Below are 18,262 nucleotides of genomic sequence, written 5' to 3'. Positions count from 1 at the left end.
TCTTATTTAAGTAAAGTCGCTATATAAAAATACTTTTCTTAATGTAAACATAATGTGGAGATAATCTTCATTTAATCTTCATTCATTATCATACTCACATATCAAGCAAAAGGAGAAAAACAATGACTGAAACAATACTTGAAACAAAAAATTTATCTAAAAAAAATCGTGTACATGACTTATCCATGAGTGTACCTAAATCCTGTGTATACGGATTTCTAGGACCTAACGGAGCGGGAAAAAGTACAACATTAAAAATGATTTTAGGACTTATAAAGAAAGACTCGGGAGAGATAAAACTCTTCGGTAAAAAAGTTTCAAACAAGAATCTTTTAAATCTGCTTCATCAAACAGGCAGCCTTATAGAAAATCCCGGTGGATATCCTCATTTAACAGGGCTTGAGAATATGCAGATCATAGCAAAGTTAAAGGGTGTAAAAGAGACCGAAATAGAAAAAGCTCTGAAAACGGTAAGACTGTATGAACAAAGAGATAAAAAGCTTGCCGCCTATTCACTCGGTATGAAGCAAAGGCTAGGTATCGCTATGGCACTTCTTGGAGATCCGAAATTACTTATATTGGATGAGCCTACCAACGGCCTTGACCCTGCCGGAATAATGGAGATAAGAAAACTAATAACGTCCCTACCGAAAGAAAGAGATATAACTGTAATTATCTCAAGCCATCTACTAAATGAGATAGAACAAATGGCTGACTATGTAGGTATTATAAATCACGGTCAAATGCTGTACCAGGGAAAGCTGTCAAATCTTGAATCATCGGGTCAGAGTTTGGAGCAGATTTTCCTTAAGCTTACAGGGGAAAAGGAGTCGTTATGAAACAGATCAGCTTAAACAAATCAATATCCATTGAATTTACAAAAAATAAATTCCTGATTTCCGCATCATTATTATTTATTGTAACAGGACTAAACTATTTCTACATCTCATATGGAGACTTACCTAAAGGACAGGAATGGCAGATGATCTTCAGTTCAATTCCTTTTTTAAATACAATGTTGATTTCCATTATGATGTCGGTACTGGCAAGCAGATGTATAGATATAGAAAATAAAGGAAATATGTGGAATACTCTTCCCACACTGGAAAGCAGGAAAAAGCTCTTTTCTTCCAAACTTTTATTCGGCTTAATACATATAGCTTTGTTTTGTTTTATACAGACAATAATGATTTTATATTTAGGTATTAAATTTATGATTGGGGGAGGATTCCCAATCTTTGCATTACTTCAGACTGAATTTGCAGAGATTATTTTCGGAATGATTATATTTCAGCTTCAATGTCTGCTGTCATTAAAGTTCAGGAATCAATTTGTAGCACTTTCAATCGCATTCGGAGGCACACTTGCAGGTTTATTCATTGCTTTTGTAAGTAAATCGGCACTTACTCCATGGTCCGTACTTTTTTCTTTAAGTACAGTTACTATGGATTATGACTCTGCTACAAGAAATATGCTGCTTTCATGGAATGCAATAGATATAAAGGCGATATTTATAAGCTTTTTATATTTCTTTGTTACATATAAGCTTAGTCTATCCGTATTTAATAATCCTGAAACAGGTAATTTTAAGATTGCTCATGTAAACAGAAAAAGCAAAAATGCTTATACCATATTGCCTGCCGAACTTATCAAGATGAAGAGAAACCCTGTATGGATTCCCTTTGCATTGATTCCGTTAATTTCTGCAGGTATCGGTATTATAAATTTCCTTTCAAATCAAGGAGTATTATCATTTGACTGGGCGAGTCTTTGGACACAGGAGTCATTATTTTTAGGTTTGTTTTTCTTATCACCTTTAATTGCCATACTTGCAAGCCTTGATTTTCGTATGGAACATCTTGGAACCAACTGGAATATAATGCTTACATCAAGCTCACGCTTCAAAGTATTAAAGGATAAATGGCTTACCGTAGCTATCATTTCAACTGTTTGTATGTTATGGATTGCATTTATCTATATTGTTTCAGGAAAGCTTATCGGGATTACTGGAAGCATACCGAAAGAATTCTATTTAAGAATCCTTGCAAGTATCCTTTGTATAATTGCCGTTTCAAGTTTTCAGTGTATGCTTTCACTGATCATACCGTCCTTTGCAATACCTGTAGGACTTTCCTTCCTTGGAAATATTTTAGGACTTCTCCTCACAGTAAAGGGATTTTTCTATGCAACACCTTTTTCAATGCTTATATACTCTATGGGCAGCACAAATATAACCGGTGAAATAAATCTACCTGTTGTAATAATAACTTGTTTACTTTATATTCTTATATCTTTTGCCATAGGATTACTTTATCTGAACAGAACTGATATAAAAACGGGAAGGTAGAGGAATATTTAACAAAAATACAGCCTTGATACTTATTGAGATTGAGGCTGTATTTGATGTTTTTCATTAATTGCCTCCTCTCTTTCTTTATTAAAATCAACTTCGTCTTTATTTTCTCTTCTTATTGCCTCTAATCTTTCAAATGCTTCTATTTTTCTTCCATTATTACTTTTCTCTCTCAAGTCCAGATACATCAAATCCGCATCTATATATTCACCGTTTATTTTTAAAAAAGCAGGCATTCGGCCGATTTTTACAAATCCGAACTTTTTATAGAGGCTGATAGCACGGATATTATCACTCCTTGTATCAAGGTTTATGATTTCTATTCCATTATCCTTAGCAAAGGAAATACATTTTTCTAAAAGTGAACTTCCAATTCCGCTTCCCCATTCTGATTTGGCTACACTTATAGCAAAGTTTGCTCTGTGACTCATCCTGCGCTTCATACCGCTTATATTTGCACATCCGACTATATCATCATTTTTCCATGCAAAATACATCACAGATTTCGGATCTGAATTAATTTTTTCGATAAATTCTTTCTCTACCTCAAGTGCATCTCCTATACCTTCTTTTCCGAAGCTTAGATTATCGGTTTGTGCACCTACAAGCTTTGTGTATTCAATCAGCTTAGCTGCATCTTCAGGTCTTGCTTCTTTTATTATTATGTTTGCTTCAGGTGTAAATATACTCATTTTTTCTCCACTCCTTCATTTAGGTAAGCTTCAATGTTTAAAAACCGACCAATCTAAAATCAATTAGAACATCCTTTTATTATGTCACTAATATTGTATATTATTCGTGAAATAATTCCAATACACGCCTTAGAACTATTACTTTTCTTTAATCTGTGACAGAATTTCCCCAATATCCCCGTCAATACATATACTTCTATCATTTATCTTCTCAGGGCAGAAGGCTTCTCCATAGTTTAAACAGGCATATACCGCCTTTTTATTGTCATATGTCCTCTGCCAAAAAGGATATTTTATAATAACAGGTGTATTTGCTCCTACTCCAAGTTCCAAAAAGAGTATATGCAGGTTTTCATGTCTTCTTATAAAGTCAGCATAATTACTTGAAGCATTATGCCAGCCTTCATCCTCTACGAAAGTATCATCAGCCCGAAGATTTGTAGTCACATCATCACCGCTTGGAGTCTTCGGTATAAGGTCAGTAGGTATTTCTATAAGAATCTCTCGATCATTAGGTACTGTAAATGCACCGCTCTCATCTTTAATAAATCCCTGTGCTTTTAAGGCTTTTTCTACCCACTCCTTATTATCAAAGGTAAATTTACAATCTGGATTTATACTTTGAAAAAGTCCATAATCTCCTTGAGTGTAGAAAAGTCTTTTCTTATCAAATCCGGCTCTTTGAAACTGATGATCTACATTTGTGGTAATTACAAAATAGTCTTTATCCTTAACCAAGTTAAGTAAATCCTTATATACAGGTTTTGGAGCATCGACATATCTGTTAAAATAAATATGCCTTGCCCACCATGCCCAAAATATCTCTTTCTTTGGAAAAGGATAAAAACCGCCTGAATATATATCTTTTATACCGAAAGCCTTTCCAAAATCAAAGAAATACTTATCAAATCTTTCACCTGAGTATGATAATCCGGCAGATGTGGAGAGGCCTGCACCGGCTCCAATCAAAATTGCATCACAACTTCTAATTTCATTCTTTAATCTTTGTAACTGTTCTTCTCTGTCGCCGGTTCCATACTTAACTCTGCCCTTAAAATACTGCATTGCAGCTATTCCTTTGCTGATAGACTCTCTGTAACCGTCAGATACTTTAAAAACTTCAATATCCATAGTTCTAATCCTTTCTGTAAATTTTCTAAAATAATTAATCCAATAATGTTTTCCAATTATCTGATTTATAAGCCTCAAAACACATTTTGATTTGTTCTACAGTATTTTTCTCTGTTGCAAGTTCAGGTAATTCTGATATTGAAAAATAACGATATTCCGTTGTTTCATTATTCTCTTCAAATTTACCACCAATTACAGAACATTGGACAAAAATTTTACATATTCCATATGCATAGACGGGTAGATTATGTTTTGATCTGTCCTGAATCGCTATTACTTTTTCCGTAATAACATCCAATCCTGATTCTTCCTTAACCTCTTTTACTACATTTTCGCCTACTGATACATTAACATCCACCCATCCTCCGGGTAAAGACCATTTGCCGTCATTTTCATGTACAAGAAGAATTTTTTCACCTTTAAAAATTGCGGCTCTGGTGTCAAGTTTTGGTGTCTGATAACCACTTTCATTGCAGAAAAGATCTTTAACTTTCATATTTGGAATATCTGTCATAAATGAAACTATTTCTGCAGAAATATCTCTAATCCTCTGATATCTTTCTTTGTCATATATATCTTTACAATAATTAAGACCTATCTGTGCCAGACTCTGTAATTCTATTGCCCACTGTAACCAACATTCTTTTTTATCCATAGTTCCCTCTCGTAATATTTCTTATCTTCATCCTTAAATACATTAAATATTATTCTATCAATTTTGCCTTGATTTTCTTTTAACCATTCTCTTACAGTTGCTACTGCAATTTCAGCTGCTCTTTTATTCGGAAAATGAAATACTCCGGTAGATATACAGCAAAATGCCACGCTTCTCAATCCGTTTTCAACGCAAAGATCTAAAGTGTTTTTATAACAGTTTTTAAGATCTTCCTCATTCCTTTTGCTAATTCCCCCTTGTACAATAGGGCCGACTATATGAATAATATTTTTTGCGGGAAGATTGTAAGCATCTGTGAGCATAGGAATTGCTGTAGGTTGTTCATAATCCCTGCCATAACGAATCCTTAGCCGGTTCATTTTTTTGTTACATTCATTTCTAAGCTCCACACCTGCAAATGTATGTATACAATTATCAATACAGCTATGCATTGGAATAAAGCAACCGAGCATCTGTGAGTTTGCAGCATTAACTATTGCATCCACCTTCAGCCTTGTAATATCTCCCTGCCATATAGAGATATTATCTTCCACTGTATATATATCCGAAAGATATACTATACCGTTTTCATTTATAGCTTCTCTAAGATATTCATCTTGTATTTTTAATACCTCAGTATTCATTTCCCTTGGCATTCTGATATTCATAAGAGAACGCAGTATTCTTTTCTTTCCTTCTGTATCAACAGGTACTTTTAAGTTCTTATACTCTACAGAATCTTCTTTAAAAGCTTCTATGAGATAATCAAGTCTTTCATTTTGATTCATACTTGCCACCCATTATGAAACTATATTTGCACAACAATACTCGCATTCCATAAGTCTCTCATCGGGTAAGCTGCAAGCCCTTCTTTGTTTTTCTACAAGTTTTTTAACAAAATCTGTAGCCGGATTTCGTACTATATCACATGGTTTTGCATACTGCTCTATCTCACCCTTATCCATAACCAAAACTTTTGTTCCAAGCTTTAATGCTTCCTCAATATCATGTGTAACAAATAATATTGTAATACCTGTTTTCTTATGCAAAGACTTCAACTCATTTTGTAGCTGTTCTCTGGTAATAGCATCTACAGCTCCAAACGGCTCATCCATAAGCAATATATCCGGAGATGCCGCCAATGCTCTCGCAATTCCTACTCTCTGCTGCTGACCGCCTGATAATTCAGAAGGATATCTGTCTTTCATAGATGAGTCCAGACCTATTACTTCCATCCATTTATCCACTGCCTTTTTAGTCTTTTCTTTGTCATTTTTATTCCAAAGGCTTGGGACATAGGAAATATTTTCTTCTACAGTCATATTTGGAAATAATACACTTCCCTGAATAGCATATCCGATACTTCTTCTAAGATTGATCATATCAATATTTTTAATATTTTCTCCATTCACGAAAATATCTCCGGATGTAGGTTCATAGAGTCCGTTTATCATCTTCAGTGCTGTAGTTTTTCCACAGCCTGAAGAACCGACTATAGTTACAAACTCACCCTTTTCTACTTGTAAATTCAAATCCGGAATAATTACCGTATCTCCATAACTTTTTCTAATATGTGAAAATTCAATAGCTATTGACATATACTACTCCTCTCTATTCTAAAAGCCCCTTTTCTAATAAGAATGTCATTGCAACATCCTTAGGTTCTTTCTTTTCAGTCTCAACCTCGTAATTCATTCTTTGTATATCAGATTCACTTATCAATCTGTCAAACTTTTGTAATGCTTCATGAATCTCCGGATATTCTTTTAATATATCTTCTCTTACTACCATTCCTGCCTGATAAGAAGGATACATTGCTTTATCATCCTCCAGCAATACCACATCAGCCTGTGCCAGCTGTCCGTCTGTAGTATTCACAGGCATTATATCTATCTTACCGCTGTTGATAGCTTGATACTTTAATCCCATATCCATATCACTGGTTGAAGCGAATTTAAGATCATATGTTTTACATAACATGTCAAATCCGTCCTGACGCTCAAAGAAATCATATTCAGCACCGAGTATTAACTGCCCGTTTAATTTTTGTAAATCCGAGTATGTTTTTATATTGTTTTCTTCTGCAATATCTTTTTTTATAGCGATACCATAAGTATTGTTAAAACCAAACATCACATCCCATGTAAGTCCAAGCTCTTTTTGATACTCTTTTTGTAAATCATCAAACTGTTCTTCACTGTATTGTCCTGTGTGCTTTAATACCATATTCCAGCCTGTTCCGGTATATTCAGGATAGAGATCAAATTCTCCACTCTCCATAGCCGGCTCAATATTTGATGTTCCTCCACCCACTCCTTGAGTAATATCAACAGTTATATTTGTATCTTTCTCTATATAAAATTTCAACATTTCTCCCAGAATATATTGTTCTGTCATAGGTTTGGTTGCAAGATGAATTACATTCTTATTTTTTCTAGGGATAAGTCCTGCAATAACTACACAAGCAATTAAAACCGATGCTGTTAAAGCCATTAATTTATTCTGCTTTCTCGCTTCTTTACCATGCTTCATCATTCTTTTTTCAACGAATCCCAATATAAAATCTACAGTCAATGCTAAAACAGCAATCAATAAGCTTCCTGTTACAGTCATTGCCGCATTATTAGTTGTAATACCTCTGTAAATAGCTACTCCAAGTCCACCTGCTCCTATAAATGAGGCAATACCTGTAAGTGCAATAGTCATAGTGACCATATTTCTAATACCTGATACTATGACCGGCATAGCAAGAGGTATTTGTACTCTAAGAAGTATCTGCTTTTTTGTACTTCCCATTCCTTTAGCTGCTTCTAAAATACCTGCATCTACATTTATCATTCCTGTATAAGTATTTCTTACCATCGGAAGCAGTGCATATATAGTTAAAGCAATGATGGCTGTAACATTACCTATTCCTGAAAACGGTATTAAAAAACCGAGCATTGAAATAGATGGAATCGTATATAAAAAATTGATAGCTCCCAGTGTAAGCTTCGCACTTTTTTGATATTCGCTGATGGCAATTCCAACTATACCACCCAAAACTATTGCAATTAAAACCGCAATGATTGAAATTTCAATGTGTTGTATCAAAAGTTTTCCAAAAAAATCCCATTTTGTACTTACTAATATTCCTATTTCCTTTAACATTACTACTCCTGTAAAAACTAAAACTTACCTGAATTTGTTAATTCATCCCTTGAAGGTACTATTTCTCTATTATCCCAGTGTTCCACTATTTTCCCGTCTTTTAATCTGAATAAATCAAATATTGCATACACTTTTCCGGCAACTATTACTTGAGAATATGCAACTACATGATCACCTTCTCCGATAACTTTAAAAACAAAATCATAATATATTCCGAACTTTTTGATAGCTTCTTTAAAGTCTGTATTTTCTTGCTGTATCCACTGACTGTGCTCAACAATATCATTTGATACATAGTCATGATATTTATCCAATTCCTTATTCTGCAATACCTCGGTAAGAAATAATCTTATTGTCTTCTTATTGCTTTCAGTTTTTTCTAAATCTTTTACACAAAACTCACCCAATATCGGATCTTCATTAACAATACATTCAGGATAAGCGTCTATAACATCCCAATGCTCCACTATTTTTCCTGCTTCATTTGCTCTAAAAACATCCATAGTTATCCACTTTACACTTCCGTCATTTAAGTTTTGTAAAACATGCAGAAAAACAAAATCTCCATCCTCTATAGTACGAACTATTTGTATCTCTCTCTTCGGATTTCTTTTAAAGAAGTCCAAGAAAAATGCTCTAAATCCTTCTTTTCCTTCTCCCACTCCTGTACTGTGCTGTGTATAGCTCTCCCCCATATAATTTGATAATACTTCATCAATTTCTCCATCCTGTATACCTCTTATATATAAGTTCTTAGCATTATTAATTTTATTTGACATAACTTTTACCTCGTAATTTTTATTAATATTTATCATAGATGTAATATAAATCGTTACATCAAACTTGTCAATACTTTATATTAAAAAAGATGCCTGTTATAAGCATCTTTCAGTCTTTAATCTCTTTTATACCCTTTTCAATATCCAAAAGAGTATAGCTTTTCATCTTGTTTTCCATAGCATCCTGTATTTCACTAAGCTTACCGTCAAGTATTCTATGTATATTTTTTCCTACAGGGCAAGCAGGATTCGGCTCCTCATGGAAATGAAACAGTCCCTCTTCTTTAACTGCTTCAACCGCCTTATAAACATCGTAAAATGTTATCTCAGACGGATCTTTTATAATCTCTATACCTCCGGTTCCTCTGACTACATTTATAAGTCCGGCTTTCTTTAACTGAGAAAGAATGTTTCTGATAATTACAGGATTTGATCTTATACTGCCTGACAGAAAGTCACTGGTTATCTTCTCTTTATCTTTAAAATATTCTACACATGCAAAAATATGTAATGCTATTGTAAATCTGCTTGATATCTGCATTTGTATACTCCTTTTTTAATAAAATAATATAGCCTATTTAATGTAATGTCAACATTTACATTAGATATAAATCTACACACCCGTCTCATGCATCCTCTTATGCTCCACACTGTTTATATAATCATCATGACTGTGAGAATGTTTTTCTTCTGAAACCAAATGAGAGTGAGTATGCTCATGCTTAATTATATGCTTATGTGTTGAGCCGTTATGTGTATGAACAATCGTATGTATATGGTAATGAATATGATTTTTTAACATCGTATCATATACAACAATCACGCTTCCTATTATCATAAATATAAGTCCGATAAAATAAACTTCTGTCAATCTGTCACCGTCTACCACAAATGATAAGAATGTACCTATAAAAGGAGCTATTGCATAATATGCACTTGTTTTTGCGGCTCCCAAATCTCTTTGTGCCCTGATATATAAAAATATACTGAGACCATATGCCACAAACCCAAGCAACATTGAAGTCAAAATATATTTTATATCAGGTATCCTCTCCCCAAGTATTATTGCAATTATAAATGAACCTGTACCTGAAAATATCCCTTTTAATATCACAATCTCATAAGTACTCTTATCCGAAATCATTCTTGTGCAATTGTTTTCAAGTCCCCAACAACATGTTGCAAGTATTACAAACAATGAGCCCAAGGAAAATTTAAAACTTCCGCTTCCTTCAAATGAAAGAACTATACTTGATAATGTAATAAATCCTATGGCAAGCCACAGCCTTGATGTTACAACCTCTTTGAATATCAAAAGAGCTATGAGCGTAGTTGCCACGATTTCAAAGTTTCCAAGTAATGATGCATTTGAGGCCGAACCTATATTTATTCCGATCATTAAAAATATAGGTGCCAAAATATCAAGAACAATCATCCCTAGAGTATATGGCAAGTCTGTCTTTGACAGCTTTTCAATATTCTTCTCTCTTTTTGAATTAAGCAGATACATTATACCTACACCGATTCCGGCTCCCAGATACAAAAATGAAGCCATAAATGTCGGTGTGACATTTTTCAAAAGTACTTTAGAAAAAGGAGTATTTATCGCATAGAATGTTGCCGCAAGTAATGCCATTATTACAGCCATACTTTTTTTGCTCTTATTCATATATCTACTCCTCCAAAAAATTCATATTCGGCCAAAGCTTTCTTACCGCTTCATTCGGATACTCATTGTCTATAAACTACTCTATTACATTCCTTGCTTCAGGATGTTTTTTTCTGTCTGTAGTCCTTATCATCACCATTGAAGTGACCGTTCCGTTGCAGATAAAAAACAGTGCTATAACAACTGCAAGGACTGAACCTGTGACAGGTGGAATTTTCTCTATAAACTTTGAAAAAGGAGGGTATATAAATTTAAACCATACCAAAGCCACTATGCCCCAAAAGAACATAAACAAAAGATTTGTTCTGCCGTCAATATTAAAAGGCATATATGAATAGTCCCAAAACTTCATACCGAAGAATACTTCAGTAAATACGGAGCACAAGTATTCAAATACTCCTCCAAAAAAGAAGCCTGATATAAATATAGACAGATTATTCTGCCTTTTTACTTTTGAAAGTGCTAAAGTAAGTATTACCGCACCCAGTCCCCACACAAGGCTGAAAGGTCCGAGTACAAAGCTTGAGCGTCTCATAAGTTCATGGCCTACAATAAGTACATATATGGTTTCTACAATATCTCCGATAAGTGAGGATATAAACAGCACCCAAATAAGCTTAGCGGCATTTATTCCTCTTGCAAATATAACGCCCTGTTCTTCAAGTAATTTATCCGCATCTGAAATACCTTTATTGCTGTCTTCAAAATCATCTGATAAAAGACTTGGGTAAAGCTTATAAATTCTCTTCCAGATGTTTTTTGAAATCCATTCTCCGAAAGTATTCTTTCTCTTAGCTATATTGCTGTCCATACTTTGCATAGGGTATTTTCTGACAAAAATATATGTAAACACAATATCCGAAATCAGAAGCAGTAAGAGAACAATGGCAATTATATTTACTATTATTCTTGGAATCAGCGATACCAAAGAAAATATAATAGGCTGTAAAGTTTTTAAACAGGTAAAACATACAGCTGTTATAATAATCGCATTTATTAAACCAATCTTCAGGTTCTTACCATATCCCAGGCTTTCAGGGCTTATTTCCTTTTTTAAAAGAAGCCTTTGTGAGAAGAACAGTCCTAACTTATCCAGTATAAAATAATCTATAAAAGCCATCATAAGCATTCCGTAATAGCTGACATTTTTTCCTGACGATACTATAATCATCAAAATCATAATCAAGGCAGGACATATAAGAATCGGAATATTTAAAACACCTGTATTTATATACTTTTGTTCTTTTAAACTGTATATAACCGTATTCAGTACCCAAGCCAAAAGCCCGTATATAAAGAAATATATAATTAAATCCGCACCTCCAAATAACTTCATAAGACTCCTATTCTAAACCATACTTTGATAAATCCACTTTATTATCTTTAACCTCTATTCCCTCAGCCTCTAAAAGCTTTTTCTGTTCGCCGATTCCTCCAAAGGCAAACTCAGGTGCAAGCTCACCTTTTGAATTGACTACACGAAAGCAAGGAATATTGTCAGGATCTGGATTTTTATGAAGAGCATTTCCTACCGCTCTTGACATCTTTTTATTTCCCGCTATCTCTGCCACCTTGCCATATGTTGCAACCTTGCCTTTAGGTATTCTCTTTACCGCCTCATATATCCTTTTTGTAGGTGAATCCGTTACCAAATCATAGCTTTCAGCAATCATCCTCTTTATATCATCTTCCTTTATACTACCGTCAAGTATTATAGTATTCCAATGTTCCTTATTCTGATGATACCCGGGAATGACTGAAGCATATGTACTTCTCCAAAAGTCTCTCCAAGCAGGATCAACTTTTACATTTAAATTTACAAAACCGTCTCTTTCATAAATACAAAGAAAGGCTTTCTTACTGTCCTTTACTCTGATCAGCTGCCAATCCGCCTTTCTAAATGGCTTATCCAAGTATGTATTTTCAAATTCCAGCCCGAAACTACAGGCCTCTTCTCTTGTCCTCAATAAAACACCTTATCCCTTCTTTACTTTCAGCTCTTTTAAATAAGTTTTTCTTTCTGTACTTATTCTATAACTCTCTACCGCCTTTTGTATAGCCTTATTATGGGTCCATATATCTAGACTCCTTTTTTCAATAAAGGGAAGTATACTCTCATACCGCTTTGCCAGTGCCGTTGCAAAATACCATGCAATCATCATATTTACATAGTATTCATCTGACCTTATATTTGAAACAGTCTCAGGATACATTATATCAAAATCCTCATCTAGGAAATGTTCCATAAGCATACCGATGCCGAATCTAAGCGTATATACTTTATCAGATTTCAGCCATTCTTTTATATATGCAATCAAATCCTTATGATTTTTTTTAAATACTTTCGGTGAGAGCTGGTCACAAGTTGCCCAGTTATCTACATAAGGTAAAAATTCATTCACTTTATCAACGCAGCTCTTAAAATCCTTTATTTCAGATAAAATAAATGCATGGAGCTGATTCTCATCAAAATATTTATGTGGTAATAAATGCAAAAATTCTTCGATATCTTCTCTTTTAGCAAGTTGCTTGGCATACTTTCTAAGTTCAGGTGTTCTTACACCTATCATACTTTCCTTATCAACCGTAGGTATCAACTTACTGTTAAAATCTCTATAAGTAATATCCTGCATTTTAAACAATTCATTTTTTATCTCATCCAAAATCATACCCGACTCCTTTTAAAAGTTTTACCAATCCTTTACCTTGTAAGTCATATTATAATCTATATCATTACCAAATCCAATATAGTGGAAGTCAAATATAATAGAAAGGAACAAAAATGAATAAAAACAAATTACTTTTGATAATACCGGTACTTTTAGTAGTAACAGCTGTATATGTTTTTGCCATATATTTTAAAAACAAAGATAAGACTCTTACAAATGACGATACAACCGAATTTACAGTTAATGATAATAATACTGTAGATTCAGGAAAACTGAAAGAAATCTATCTTGCCGGAGGATGTTTTTGGGGACTGGAAGCATATATGCAAAAGATTAAAGGTGTTGAGGATGCCGTAAGCGGATATGCAAACGGTAAAACCGATAATCCAAGCTATAAAGATCTACATACAAGTGGACATGCCGAAACTGTAAAAGTTGTATACAATCCTGATATTGTAAGCCTTGAAGAACTGCTCGAATATTATCTTCGTGTAGTAGACCCCGTAAGTATTAATAAACAAGGTAATGATACAGGTACTCAGTATAGAACCGGGGTTTATTATACAAATAATTCAGAAAAAACTATAATAGAAAAAGTTTTAGCAAATGAACAAAATAAGTATGATAAGCCTATAGCAATAGAAGTACTCCCTCTACAACAATTTTTTATTGCAGAGGAATATCATCAAGACTACCTTGATAAAAATCCCGGTGGATACTGCCATATAGATCTGTCTCTTGCAGACAAACCGCTTTCCGATAAAACTATATCAAAAAGCAATGAACCTGAAATAGATGCTTCAAAATATCCAAGACCTTCAAATGATGAACTGAAAAAGAAACTTACCGATAAACAATATCAAGTTGCTGTTAACAGCGATACTGAAAGACCTTTTTCAAATGAATATTGGAATAATTTTGAAAAAGGAATCTATGTAGATATTACAACAAAAGAACCTCTATTTTTGTCTACAGATAAGTTTGAATCAGGCTGTGGATGGCCCAGTTTTTCAAAGCCTATAAATACGGAAGTGGTAGAGTACAATGAAGACCACAGCTTTAATATGAACAGAACAGAGGTAAGAAGTCGAAGCGGTGATATACATTTAGGTCATGTTTTTGATGACGGTCCCAAAGAATCAGGTGGCAAAAGATACTGTATCAACAGTGCATCTCTTGAATTTATTCCATATGAAAAAATGGATGAACGAGGATATGGATACTTAAAATATCTGCTTGAATAATATATTTTTAAAGGCTGAGAATACATGTAAAAATGATCTCAGCCTTATCTTTACTTATATATTATCCATACTGTTAGACTATCTTATTATAATATCCTTCAAATACAAACTTATCAGGATGAGATTTTATATACTTCATTTCAAATGTGTAGTCATAGTCATACAAATCATATACCACACTGTCGGCCTTATCCAAAAGTTCTTCAAAGTCTTCACTCATTTTATCCATAGCATTCCACCTCTCTTCTCTGTCAAATGGAATATTTCCCCCAAATAAATCTACAACCTTTTTAAAGTTATCAGCCAACTCTTCCATTCCGAACTCTTTAAGTCCGTTTAGGGCATCTTCCCATACTATTCCTGTGGAGTTGTCAAAAAACTGAAAATGTCCTCCGTTATTTACTTCCATAAAATACCATGATATTGCGTTAAGATATCTTTGCTCCAATGTGAAATCCTTGGCGGAATTTAAGTACTCCTCATATGAGCTGTAAATATCTACAGTCCAGTATATCGGATCTAAAATATCCCAAAATTCATCCGTTTTTTCAATATCCTCTACAGTTATTTTTGCATAGGTTTTTCCGGCTCTATCTTTATCAAGTTCCTTCTCACTGTTATGCGCAGTTGTAACATTCTCTTTATTATAATCAAAGTTGTTAAACGATTTCATACTACTCCTCCAAAAATATTTTATTACCTGGTCATATTCTTAAACCAAAAGAACTTTTTGTCAATATAAAAAGGTCGGAGAATACTCCCCGACCCGAAATTATAATTATATTAAATTATTTTTTATTAAATGAAGCAACAAGAGCGTCTACCAATGCATCCATATCACTTTCATTGTTCTCTCTGTATGAAGATGTTATATTCACTTCATCATCCAAAATATCCATATGCTTCATCTCTTCAAGCTCCGCCTTCATAAGATTACCGGAATTTGGTGCCCATGAGCCGTTTTCAACTATGGCACATGTTCTCTTTTGCAGATTGAGAGCCTTAAGATCCATAAGGAAGTTGTGCATCGGAGGGAATATTCCAAGATTATATGTCACAGATGCAAGCACCAAATGGCTGTATTTGAACAAATCCGAGATAAGATAGCTCATATGTGTACTTGAAACATCATAAAGTCTTGTCTTTGTAATGCCTTTTTCACAGAGCTTTCTTGCCAAAACTTCTGCAGCGGCCTCAGTATTTCCATACATAGAAGCATATACTATCATGATACCCTTCTCTTCCGGCTCATAGCTTGCCCAGTGCATATATTTATCCAAGATATAAGGAATATCCTTTCTCCAAACCGGGCCGTGAAGCGGGCAAATATACTTAATAGGCAGAGTAGAAGCCTTCTTTAATACCTGTAAAACCTGCGGACCGTACTTTCCTACTATATTTGTATAGTATCTTCTGGCATCATCAAGCCATTCTTTATCAAACTCTACTTCATCTGCAAAGAGCTTTCCGTCAAGCGCTCTGAATGAACCGAAGGCATCCGCTGAGAAAAGTACTCCGTTTGCAGTATCAAAACTTACCATTGCCTCAGGCCAATGTACCATCGGAGCCTTTACAAATGCAATTGTATGTTTTCCGAAACATCTGCTGTCGCCTTCTGTAACCTCATCCACCTGCTCCGGTCTGATATTGAAGCCGAACTGGCGAAGTATCATAGCCGCCTTCTCAGTTGTAATTATCTTTACATTAGGCCAGCGAAGTAAAATCTCAGGAATAGAAGCCGCATGGTCAGGCTCTACATGGTTTATAAGAAGAAAATCCAAGCCTCTGTCTCCCAAAACACCTTCTACATTATCAAGAAACTGCCTTCCGACCGACCAGTCTGCCGTATCTACCAGAACCGTTTTTTCATCCATAAGAAGATATGCATTATAAGATACTCCATGATAAATAGGATGAATATTTTCAAAAAGACTTAATCTGTGGTCATCTCCACCTACCCAATACAAATCATCTGTAACTTTACGGTAATTATACATACTCTCCTCCTCTTATACTTCAATCTCTATGAAATTGTCTGCAGCTTCACCACAGTGTGGACATACCCATTCCTTCGGAAGGTCTTTAAACTCCGTTCCCGGTCTTACATCTCCCTCTTCATCTCCCAGAAGTACATCATATTCATAACCGCAACCGTTACACAGATAGAGCTTTCTTGAAGGTGTATGCTTCTTAGCTACAGCTCTCTTTATCTTCTTCATCGGCGGTGCCGGCTTTTTCTCACCTGTATCAAGTGCTTTTGTAAGCGCAGGTAATACCTCATTTACATCACCGACAATACCGTAATCACAGTTTTTAAAGATTCTCGCATTCGGGTCTTTATTTATGGCAACTATTGTAGAAGCATTCTTGATACCTTTTAAATGCTGTAATGCACCTGAAATACCGCAGGCAATATACAGATTTCCCTTAAACTTTTGTCCCGACATACCTACATATCTGTCAAGCGGTAAATATCCAAGAGTCTCCGCTACAGGTCTTGAAGAACCTATTGCGGCTCCGGCAGCCTTGGCTAAATCCTCTACAAGCTTCATATTCTCTTTTGAACCTATGCCCTGTCCTGCACTGACAACTCTTTCGGCAGCTACGATAGGTGTATCCATAGGAATACCGACACTGAAGTCATATCCGTCCTTTTTAAGATTTGATACAAGTACATCAATTTTTTCTTTTAATGAACCTTCTCCTATGATCATTCTCTTTCTATCACCGGTCTCAGGTCCCTTTGTTTTCTTAACGGCGGCAGTTTCACCTCTTGATATCTTACCTAATATATGAGCCGCTATTACGACTCTTTGAATCTCATTTGTTCCTTCATATATTGGAGTAATTCTGGCATCTCGATACATTCTCTCTACAGGCATACCCTTTAAATATCCGTTTCCGCCGAAAATCTGAAGTGCTTCTGAAGTTATCTCAAGTGCAACATCAGATGCATACTGCTTTGCCATAGCCGATTCCATTCCGTATGGAGCATGAGCTTCTTTAAGTTCCGCAGCGGAATATACAAGCATTCTTGCACATCTGAGCTTTGTAGCCATATCCGCAATCTTAAATGCAATTGCCTGTTGTGCGGCTATAGGCTTTCCAAACTGCTCTCTTTCCTTACTGTATTCTACGGCTTCTTCAAAAGCACCTTGAGCAATACCAAGTGCCTGAGCTGCAATTCCTATTCTACCGCCGTCAAGTGTAGCCATTGCAATCTTAAATCCCTGACCCTCTTTACCAAGTAAATTCGCCTTTGGAACCTTTACATTGTTAAAGTTAAGTTCACAGGTCGCAGATGATCTGATTCCGAGCTTGTCATAGTGATCACCGAATGTAAATCCTTCCATACCCTTTTCCACTATAAGTGCTGAGATACCTCTTGTACCTATATTTGGTGTGGTAAGTGCAAAGATTACATAAACATCGGCTTCACCACCGTTTGTGATAAATATCTTGTTTCCGTTTAAGAGATAATAATCTCCCATATCCTCAGCGGTAGTTTCCGTGCCTCCCGCATCGGATCCGGCATTCGGTTCCGTAAGTCCGAAAGCACCTAGAAGCTCTCCGCTGCAAAGCCCCGGTAAATATTTCTTTTTTTGCTCTTCATTACCGAAAGCCGCTATAGGATAAGTTCCTAATGAAGTATGAGCCGAAAGGATAACACCTACACCGCCGTCAACTCTTGAAAGCTCTTCTACCGCTATGGCATAGCTTATAACATCAAGACCTGCTCCACCATACTTCTTTTCATATGGCAGTCCCATAATGCCAAGCTTTCCCATGTTCTTCACGATTTGAGTAGGAAATTCGCTCTTTGCATCAAGACTGAAAGCTACAGGCTTTATTTCTCTCTCTGCAAACTCACGAACCTTCTCTCTAAGCAACTCATGTTCCTTTGTTGTTTGATAAGACAT

The 18,262-nt window shown here is 35.2% G+C and carries 17 protein-coding genes and 1 pseudogene; 3 read left to right on the top strand and 15 right to left on the bottom strand.

What is annotated here, in order from left to right; translation table 11 throughout:
• Positions 1-122: 122 nt before the first annotated feature.
• Positions 123-839: an ABC transporter ATP-binding protein gene (locus HMPREF1135_RS02980; RefSeq protein WP_007591852.1), complete on the top strand. Its 717-nt coding sequence runs from the start codon at positions 123-125 to the stop codon at positions 837-839.
• On the top strand, positions 836-2,347 hold the full coding sequence (locus tag HMPREF1135_RS02975; RefSeq protein WP_007591851.1) for an ABC transporter permease: 1,512 nt from the start codon (positions 836-838) through the stop codon (positions 2,345-2,347). The genes HMPREF1135_RS02980 and HMPREF1135_RS02975 overlap by 4 nt, the downstream gene beginning before the upstream one ends.
• 170 nt (positions 2,348-2,517) lie before the next feature.
• Here the strand turns inward: HMPREF1135_RS02975 and HMPREF1135_RS02970 are convergent.
• The 12 genes and pseudogenes from HMPREF1135_RS02970 to HMPREF1135_RS02915 all read right to left on the bottom strand — a co-directional run.
• Positions 2,518-3,045 (bottom strand): annotated as a pseudogene (locus HMPREF1135_RS02970) (GNAT family N-acetyltransferase); the annotation flags it as partial.
• A gap of 138 nt (positions 3,046-3,183) precedes the next feature.
• Positions 3,184-4,176: an SIR2 family NAD-dependent protein deacylase gene (locus HMPREF1135_RS02965; RefSeq protein WP_007591849.1), complete on the bottom strand. Its 993-nt coding sequence runs from the start codon at positions 4,174-4,176 to the stop codon at positions 3,184-3,186.
• A gap of 34 nt (positions 4,177-4,210) precedes the next feature.
• A complete protein-coding gene (locus HMPREF1135_RS02960) occupies positions 4,211-4,831 on the bottom strand; it encodes an NUDIX hydrolase N-terminal domain-containing protein (protein ID WP_007591848.1) in 621 nt (206 codons plus the stop codon).
• The gene (locus HMPREF1135_RS02955; RefSeq protein ID WP_007591843.1) at positions 4,795-5,619 is read right to left on the bottom strand and encodes a protein-ADP-ribose hydrolase; all 825 of its coding nucleotides are present in this window, start codon (positions 5,617-5,619) and stop codon (positions 4,795-4,797) included. Before HMPREF1135_RS02955 ends, HMPREF1135_RS02960 begins: the two co-directional genes overlap by 37 nt.
• A gap of 12 nt (positions 5,620-5,631) precedes the next feature.
• Positions 5,632-6,429 (bottom strand): ABC transporter ATP-binding protein, encoded by a 798-nt coding sequence (locus HMPREF1135_RS02950; protein ID WP_007591839.1) that lies wholly within the window; start codon positions 6,427-6,429, stop codon positions 5,632-5,634.
• Positions 6,430-6,442: 13 nt separating this feature from the next.
• Positions 6,443-7,981, bottom strand: a complete 1,539-nt coding sequence (locus tag HMPREF1135_RS02945) for an ABC transporter permease/substrate-binding protein (protein ID WP_007591837.1) — start codon at positions 7,979-7,981, stop codon at positions 6,443-6,445.
• A 17-nt stretch (positions 7,982-7,998) separates the two neighbouring features.
• Positions 7,999-8,760, bottom strand: a complete 762-nt coding sequence (locus tag HMPREF1135_RS02940) for a nuclear transport factor 2 family protein (RefSeq protein WP_007591834.1) — start codon at positions 8,758-8,760, stop codon at positions 7,999-8,001.
• Between the two features lie 109 nt (positions 8,761-8,869).
• Positions 8,870-9,301: an Rrf2 family transcriptional regulator gene (locus HMPREF1135_RS02935; RefSeq protein WP_007591829.1), complete on the bottom strand. Its 432-nt coding sequence runs from the start codon at positions 9,299-9,301 to the stop codon at positions 8,870-8,872.
• A gap of 72 nt (positions 9,302-9,373) precedes the next feature.
• Complete coding sequence (locus HMPREF1135_RS02930) at positions 9,374-10,429, bottom strand: DMT family transporter (RefSeq protein WP_007591828.1); 1,056 nt, start codon at positions 10,427-10,429, stop codon at positions 9,374-9,376.
• A 76-nt stretch (positions 10,430-10,505) separates the two neighbouring features.
• Positions 10,506-11,765 (bottom strand): putative ABC transporter permease, encoded by a 1,260-nt coding sequence (locus HMPREF1135_RS02925; protein ID WP_007591827.1) that lies wholly within the window; start codon positions 11,763-11,765, stop codon positions 10,506-10,508.
• A gap of 7 nt (positions 11,766-11,772) precedes the next feature.
• The gene (locus tag HMPREF1135_RS02920) at positions 11,773-12,396 is read right to left on the bottom strand and encodes a methylated-DNA--[protein]-cysteine S-methyltransferase (RefSeq protein ID WP_007591826.1); all 624 of its coding nucleotides are present in this window, start codon (positions 12,394-12,396) and stop codon (positions 11,773-11,775) included.
• Positions 12,397-12,405: 9 nt separating this feature from the next.
• Complete coding sequence (locus HMPREF1135_RS02915; RefSeq protein WP_007591823.1) at positions 12,406-13,098, bottom strand: DNA alkylation repair protein; 693 nt, start codon at positions 13,096-13,098, stop codon at positions 12,406-12,408.
• 113 nt (positions 13,099-13,211) lie between these two features.
• Between HMPREF1135_RS02915 and msrAB the strand changes: the two genes are divergently transcribed.
• Positions 13,212-14,342 carry a bifunctional peptide-methionine (S)-S-oxide reductase MsrA/peptide-methionine (R)-S-oxide reductase MsrB gene (gene msrAB, locus HMPREF1135_RS02910; RefSeq protein WP_007591821.1) on the top strand — a complete coding sequence of 377 codons (1,131 nt, stop codon included), beginning with the start codon at positions 13,212-13,214 and terminating at the stop codon, positions 14,340-14,342.
• 73 nt (positions 14,343-14,415) lie between these two features.
• Here the strand turns inward: msrAB and HMPREF1135_RS02905 are convergent, their stop codons facing one another.
• The 3 genes from HMPREF1135_RS02905 to HMPREF1135_RS13645 all read right to left on the bottom strand — a co-directional run bounded on the left by HMPREF1135_RS02905 (position 14,416) and on the right by HMPREF1135_RS13645 (position 18,262).
• Positions 14,416-15,015 (bottom strand): DMP19 family protein, encoded by a 600-nt coding sequence (locus HMPREF1135_RS02905; protein WP_007591819.1) that lies wholly within the window; start codon positions 15,013-15,015, stop codon positions 14,416-14,418.
• A 115-nt stretch (positions 15,016-15,130) separates the two neighbouring features.
• The gene (locus HMPREF1135_RS02900) at positions 15,131-16,339 is read right to left on the bottom strand and encodes an FprA family A-type flavoprotein (protein ID WP_007591817.1); all 1,209 of its coding nucleotides are present in this window, start codon (positions 16,337-16,339) and stop codon (positions 15,131-15,133) included.
• Positions 16,340-16,351: 12 nt separating this feature from the next.
• A complete protein-coding gene (locus tag HMPREF1135_RS13645) occupies positions 16,352-18,262 on the bottom strand; it encodes an acyl-CoA dehydrogenase family protein (RefSeq protein WP_007591815.1) in 1,911 nt (636 codons plus the stop codon).

This window comes from Lachnoanaerobaculum sp. OBRC5-5, assembly GCF_000296385.1.
In the GTDB taxonomy this organism is placed as follows: Bacteria; Bacillota; Clostridia; order Lachnospirales; family Lachnospiraceae; genus Lachnoanaerobaculum.
Note: the sequence above shows the minus strand (reverse complement) of the source record. Positions and strands in the feature narration are given on the sequence as shown.